4 protein-coding genes are annotated in these 6,615 nt (G+C 60.7%); all 4 read right to left on the reverse strand.

The genetic code is table 11. The features are described from left to right. Positions 1-432: 432 nt before the first annotated feature. The gene (locus K8W16_RS07865) at positions 433-1,203 is read right to left on the reverse strand and encodes a hypothetical protein (RefSeq protein ID WP_304122599.1); all 771 of its coding nucleotides are present in this window, start codon (positions 1,201-1,203) and stop codon (positions 433-435) included. 120 nt (positions 1,204-1,323) lie between these two features. Next, positions 1,324-2,676 (reverse strand): TolC family protein, encoded by a 1,353-nt coding sequence (locus tag K8W16_RS07870; protein WP_304122600.1) that lies wholly within the window; start codon positions 2,674-2,676, stop codon positions 1,324-1,326. A gap of 4 nt (positions 2,677-2,680) precedes the next feature. Next, positions 2,681-4,624, reverse strand: coding sequence for a MacB family efflux pump subunit (locus tag K8W16_RS07875; RefSeq protein WP_304122601.1), 1,944 nt, complete (start codon positions 4,622-4,624; stop codon positions 2,681-2,683). Positions 4,625-4,744: 120 nt separating this feature from the next. Beyond that, a complete protein-coding gene (locus K8W16_RS07880) occupies positions 4,745-5,968 on the reverse strand; it encodes an efflux RND transporter periplasmic adaptor subunit (RefSeq protein ID WP_304122602.1) in 1,224 nt (407 codons plus the stop codon). Positions 5,969-6,615 lie beyond the last annotated feature (647 nt).

A 6,615-nucleotide genomic window follows, 5' to 3' on the forward strand; every position in this document is an offset into this window, starting at 1 on the left:
TCCAGGTGGGGGAAGACGTTTTTCTCAAGGCCGCGGCAGCTCTCGGACGTCGGCAGTACCGGAGCCGCAGGCCCTGCGCCCGCCTTGTTCCGGCGCGGGCCCCTTCATGCGCAGGGGGGGGGCCTCTGTGCCCCGTCGGCGTGGAAAAGGAAGGCAAAAATAAAGGAGCGTTTGCCGGGGAATCTCCCGTCTCAACGCTCCTTTTTCTTTTGTTTGCGAAAAAAAGCCTCTTGTCCGCGCTCCCTTCCGCCTTTTTGCGGGGGCATCACCGTTTCTCCACACTTCGGCTTTCCGGCCGTCCTTTTCCGCCTTCCAGGTGGGGGAAGACGTTTTTCTCAAGGCCGCGGCAGCTCTCGGACGTCGGCAGTACCGGAGCCGCAGGCCCTGCGCCCGCCTTGTTCCGGCGCGGGCCCCTTCATGCGCAGGGGAGGGTTACACCTCGGTCGCGTGCAGCCAGACCTGGTAGCGGGCGTTCAGAGCCTTTTTGGTGGTCTGCCAGGAAGTGCCGGCGGTATAGTAGCGGTCCAGGCGCTGTTCGAAGGCTTCTATCTTGGAAAGCAGCCCTTCCACCGTGCTGAGGGCCTGCTCATTGGCGGCCAGAAGCGCTTCGTAGGCTTCGCTGAAGGCTTCACTTTCAAATTCCTTTTCCGGCGTGCTGGAAGTCATGTACTGCCCGGTGACGCGGAAATACAGCTTGCGGAACTTGGCGCACTCTATGCGGTCGTAGGACACGGAGCGGATGAAATCGGCAAAGTCGTTGTGCAGCGTCTTGAAAGCGTTGTACGCTTCCGCCGCCTTGGAATGGCAGAAGAACGAATCGCACGAAAGCAGAAGGAAATATTCCTCGCCCAGGAACTTCTTGATGCGCGGAAACTCATCGGGATTGTAGAGGTAATGATCCCAGTCCGAAACGTGCTTGTCGCCGTCCATGGCGCTGATGAGCAGGGTCTTATGGTGCAGAAGCTCCGCGTAGACGCGGCCGCCGCGGCGCTTGAGCACCGTAATGGCCGTATTTTTGGAGTGGAAATACATGGTGAGGGACGCGATGAGTGCCACCAGGCTCACGGCAAAGACCGCGACGAACACCCCGAGAAAGGAGAAGGTGGTCATGCTGTAGTTGGCCCGCGAGAAGGGAAAAATCATCACGAGAGACAAAACAGAAAGAAAAAGAAGGGCATACGAAAGGTTACGGAAAGTGCTCATAAGAGGTTCCTTATATCTCAGAGGGGACGGAAAAAGAAAATCGCCTCGCTGACAATAGGAGATCAGTTGAGGCGATTCTCCGATGAAAAAAGAAAAACGTCAATCTCATGAAGAAATTATCTATCGGCGGAAAATGCGCCCTCCCATGGCCTGCCAGACCGCGTTGGAGGAGGAAATCACGGCATAGGCCTTGTCCAGCACGGAGAGCCGCGAGTCGTTGCAGGCCTTCATGGCTTCCAGATAATCCTTGAGTTCATCCGCCCCCTGCTCGTAGCGGGCCTTGCGATAGGCTTCCACTCTGAGGTCGGCTTCGTACTTTTTCTTCATGTTTTCAAGTTGTTGCTTTGCATTGGCCAAGGTGTGGCAGTAAAGCGCCACCTCGTTCAGCGCCTGGGTCACGCTCTGCTGGAAGGAAAGCTTCGCGTCTTCAAAGTCGGCCTCCGCAATACGCACGTTCCATTTTACACGATTCCAGTCCAGAAAGGGCAGGGTGAGCTTGACAAGCCCGCTCACAAAGGGCGCGCTGAAGAAATCGCCGAAGGATGCTGCCGAGGCCCCGAGCGTGCCGCCTATGCTGAGGCTGGGGAAAAGGTCGCCCTTGGCGGCTTCCTGATTGCGGAAGGCGGAAAGCAGGCGGTACTCTGCCGCAGCGACGTCGGGCCGGAGCCCCAGTGCCGATACGGGCACGGAAAGATCCGCCTCGGGCACGACCACGGCAAGAAGGTCCGGCAGGGTGAAGGAAAGCTCCTCCTCCGGCCGCAGGTTGAGAAGGTCGCGCAGGGTGCGGCGCTCCTCCTCAAGCTGTTTTTCCAGCGTGAGCACCGTGGCCTTCTGGGCAAGCAGGCTCTGCTCCGTCTGCGCCGGGTCGAGCCCGTCCGTCTTGCCGCTGCGGTACTGCTCCTCCACTATGGCAAGGAGCCTTTCATAGTAGTTCAGGCTTTCGCGGGAAAGCTCCAGGGAGCGGCTGGTGTCGGCCATGCTGTACCAGGTGTTCACCACGCTGTTGATGAGTGCGAGCCTTGCGCTTTCCCTGTCCTTTTCCGTGGCGCGGTATTCCCACGCCCCCGCCGAGGCAAAGTCGCGCAGGCGGCCCCACAGGTCCAGCTCATAGGCAAGGCCGAAGCTTGCGTTGAAGGAGCGCGTGCTCTCGCCGCTGTCCGTATTCAGGCGGGAGCCCGCGTCGCCGGACGCGGAGAAGGAGGGCACAAGTTCTGCCCCGAGCTGCCGGGCCTGATACAGCGCGCGGTTCACGGAAATCGCGCTGCGGGCAAGATCCACGTTGCGCTCGAGGGCCATGTCCACAAGCCGGTTCAGTTCGCTGTCGTGGTAGGCCTTCCACCATTCGCGGTCGACCTCATAGCTTTCCTCTATCTGTGCAGCGCTCAGAAGGCCTTCGTCGGGGATCTGGTAGTCGCGCCCGGCGCAGCCCGAGAAGAAAAGCAGCGCGGCGCAGAGCATGGGCAGGGATTTCATAGGCTTACTCCTGCGCCAGCGCGTCCACGGGGTTGAGCGTGGAGGCCCGGCGGGCCGGCATGTATCCGAAGATGATGCCGATGAGAGTGGAACAGCTGATGGCGAGCACGATGGACGCGCCGGAAAACGACATGGGAAAATCCTGGATGAAGCTGTTGAACAGCGCTCCTATGCCGATGGAGGCCAGCACCCCCGCCACGCCGCCGATGATGCAGATGAGCACAGCTTCAATCAGAAACTGCTGAAGCACGTTGAACTGCCGCGCGCCTATGGCCATGCGCACGCCTATTTCCTTGGTGCGTTCCGTCACCGATACGAGCATGATGTTCATCACCCCTATGCCCCCCACCAGAAGGGATATGAAGGCGATGCAGGAAATGAGCAGCCGCATGGTGGTCGTGGTGCTTTCCATGGTCTGGCGTATGCTGTCGGTATTCATGGTGAAAAAGTCCGTCACCCCCCGGTGGCGGGAGGTGATGAGCCGCGTGAGCTCCTTTTCCGCGATCTGTGCGGAAACGCCGTCCGCTATCTTCACCGTGATGGAGGAGATGGTCCTTTTGCCCGACACCCGCGTCATGTAGGCGGTGTAGGGCGTCCACACCGTGAGGTTGCTTCGCGGGCCGAAGGTGGCGTTGGGCTTCTTTGTCACGCCCACTACCTGGAAGGGCCGCTTGTTGAAGAGTATCACTTCCCCTATGGGGTTCTCGCCGTTAGGGAAAAGCTCCTGCACCGTGTTGTCGTCCAGCACGGCCACGGCCCGCGCCTCGTCGATATCCGCGCGGTTGATGAGCCTGCCCTTCGCAAGCTCCAGCCCCTTCACGCTGAAATACTGCTCGCCCACCCCGCTCAGGGAGCCCGTGGAGGTGAGGTTGCGGTACACGAAGGTGCCGCTCGTGCTCGCCGAGGGCGTGGCGCTCGCAATGTAGCTCTGCTCGGCAAGCACTTCCGCGTCGTCCACCGTGAGCGTGGTGTAGCGCGCGGAATTGCGGTCGCCGAAGCTGCGGCCGGGCATGATATCGATGGTGTTCGTGCCCATGGCGTTGATCCCTTCAAGGATCTTTTCCTGCGAGCCGCGTCCCAGGGCCACCACGCTGACCACCGAGGCGATGCCGATGATGATGCCGAGCATGGTGAGAAGCGAGCGCATCTTGTGCGCCAGTATGGCCTGTACCGACATGCGGAAGGCTTCTCCGAGCTGGTCGCGCACATACTGCCAGGAGGAAATGGACGCACGCGCAATCTCCGGCCCCGCCGCGTTGTGGATGGGCTTTTTGCGCTCGTCGCTGATGACTTCGCCGTCCTTGATCTCGATGATGCGGTGGGCGTATTCCGCGATGTGCCTGTCGTGCGTGACGAGAATGAGCGTGTGCCCCTCGGCGTTGAGCTGCATGAGAAGCTGCATCACGTTCTCGCCGCTCCTGGAATCCAGCGCGCCCGTGGGCTCGTCCGCAAGGATGATCTCCCCGCCGTTCATCATGGCGCGGGCTATGGATACCCGCTGCTGCTGGCCGCCGGAAAGCTCGTTGGGCCTGTTCTGCGTCTTGCCTTCAAGGCCCAGCTTGAGAAGAAGCTCCTCCGCCCGCGCGTTGCGCTGCGCATGGCTCATGCCCGCATACACCGCAGGCAGGGCCACGTTTTCCTGCGCGCTCAGGCTGGTGAGCAGGTTGTAGCGCTGGAAGATGAAGCCGAACTTCTCCCCGCGGAGCTGCGCCAGTTCGTCCGGCCCGAGGCCGTCCGTGGCCTTGCCGTCCACGAAATACGAGCCTTCCGAGGGCGTATCCAGGCAGCCTAAGATGTTCATCAGCGTGGACTTGCCCGATCCCGACTGCCCGATTATGGCGACGAAATCCCCTTTTTCAATGCTCAGGCACACGTCCTTGAGCACCTGCACGCGGTTTTCCCCTTCGCCGTAGTGCTTGCCTATATGCTTTACTTCAAGAGTGACCATGGTCTCTCCGTGCGTCCCGAGAACGGGCTGACGTTGCAAAGGTTGCCGGGGCGTTGCCTGCCGGCACGGGCGTTTCCGCCTCACGCCGCGGCCCTGCCCCGGAGCGGGGCGTTCCCGGAATCAGCGGGGAGGCGGAGGCGCGGACCTGCGGTTGCTGCGCGGGTTGGCCAGACTGTCCATGAGTTCCGCGGCGGACATTTCCGTGGCGATTACCGCTTCCCCTTCCTTCAGGCCGGAACGTATTTCCGTCATCACGTTGTTGGTGAGCCCCACTTCCACCTCGCGAGTCTCCACCTGGTTGTTTTTGCCGAGCACGCGCACGAAGCTCTTCCCCCGCGCGCTCTGTATGACCAGGCTCGGTACCATGAGTACATTGCTTACCTTGTCGATTTCTATCACGTTCTGCGTCGTCATGCTGAGCCTGAGCACTCCGTCGGGATTGGGTACCCGGGCCTTGGCATAGTAGTAAATCGCCGAAGAGGTGGAGCTGGACGACGAGGACGAGGACGACGAGGTTCCCGAAGAGGACGAGGTCGCGTCGGAAAGCGTGGTGTCCCCCGGGTCGATGGAAGTGATCTTCGTCCGGTACACCGTGTCCGGCGCGCCGAGCAGCGTGTAGCTCACGTTCATCCCTTCCCGTATGAAGGGAATGTCGCCTTCCGATACCTCGATCTTGATCTCCATGTCCGTAAGGTCGGCGATCTGCGCAATGGTCGGCGTGGTCTGGTTGGCGTTCACCGTCTGCCCTTCCTTCACCGGTACCGATACGATCACCCCGTCCAGCGGAGCTACGATCTTGGTGTAGCCGAGGTTCGTTTCCGCCGTGTTCACCGCAATATTCTGCTGCAATATCTGCGATTCCATTTCCGTTACGCTGGCTTTTGCCGCCGCAAGCGTGTTCTCCGCGTCTTCCAGGTTCGCCCGCGAGGTCGAATCGCTCTTCCGGAGCTTCAGCTCGCGCTCATACTTCGTCTGCGCCACCTTCAGCGCGATCTTGCGCGACTCAAGCTGCGCCTGATACGTATTCAGAAGCGCCCGCGCCGTGTCGAGGTCGTTCTGACGCGTCGTCGGGTCGATCTGCGCAATGAGATCTCCCTTCTTCACCGTCTGCCCGATTACGGCGTTCAGCTCCATGATCTTGCCCGAGGCCTGCGAACCGACCGTCACAAGCTGCACAGCGTCTATCTCGCCCGTCGCGTTCACCGTCTTTCTGATGTTGCCGCGCGTCACCGTTTCCGTAAGATAATGTACCTGCCGGGAATTCTGCCTGTGGCCGTACCACCACCAGCCGCCGGAACAGGCAATGACAAGCAGGAAAAGCGCAAGAACGAGCTTTTTTTTCATGGGAATACTCCGGGATTCAGCAGAGTGAAAATGCAGTACGATGCCGACAAGCCCTGTATAACGGAATTCTATGCCTTTCGTAAATGAATCTTTCTTTCAAAACATTGCGCCCTCCGTACCCGCGCACGCCCCGCGCCGCCCCGTTTTGTTACACGGTAGATTTTTCCTTCATATTTCAAAGAGAAGCACAGCCTTCCCTGCAACATGCCGCGCAGACCGTGAAAGAAATTTCCTCGCCCTCGCGCCGGGAAAGGCAGGAAAGGCAGGAAAGTCGGGAAAGGCAGGAAAGGCAGCGGGGCTCCGCCCCGTACCCCGCCGGGGGAGATAATCTCCCCCGAACCCCCATAACAGGCAGTCTCGCGCGCGAAGAGGGCGCAGAAGCCGGGCCCTGACTCGCTTCCGGTGCGGATCCCTGCCTTGCAGGCGAACACCGCAGAAGGGCAGGGCCGTTTTCTGCCGCGCAGCTCGCCGCCCTCCGTTGCCCGCCCCATGTCCGTGCAGGTGTGCGCTGCCGCGCCCACCTGCCGTGGCCGACTCCGTCCCGGCTTGCGCCGGGCCGTCGTGTCAAAGGAAGGGATTTAAAGATAAGGGAGCGTTGCCGGGGCTTGCCCCTTTTCCCCGCATCCTTCGGCCTTTGTTTGCGAAGG

The organism is Mailhella massiliensis (assembly GCF_020741395.1).
GTDB lineage: Bacteria > Desulfobacterota > Desulfovibrionia > Desulfovibrionales > Desulfovibrionaceae > Mailhella > Mailhella massiliensis_A.

Bases quoted from the DNA above. Each gene is read 5' to 3' on its own strand.
- K8W16_RS07865 (WP_304122599.1), bottom strand. From the start codon at position 1,203: ATGAGCACTTTCCGTAACCTTTCGTATGCCCTTCTTTTTCTTTCTGTT.
- K8W16_RS07870 (WP_304122600.1), bottom strand. From the start codon at position 2,676: ATGAAATCCCTGCCCATGCTCTGCGCCGCGCTGCTTTTCTTCTCGGGC.
- K8W16_RS07875 (WP_304122601.1), bottom strand. From the start codon at position 4,624: ATGGTCACTCTTGAAGTAAAGCATATAGGCAAGCACTACGGCGAAGGG.
- K8W16_RS07880 (WP_304122602.1), bottom strand. From the start codon at position 5,968: ATGAAAAAAAAGCTCGTTCTTGCGCTTTTCCTGCTTGTCATTGCCTGT.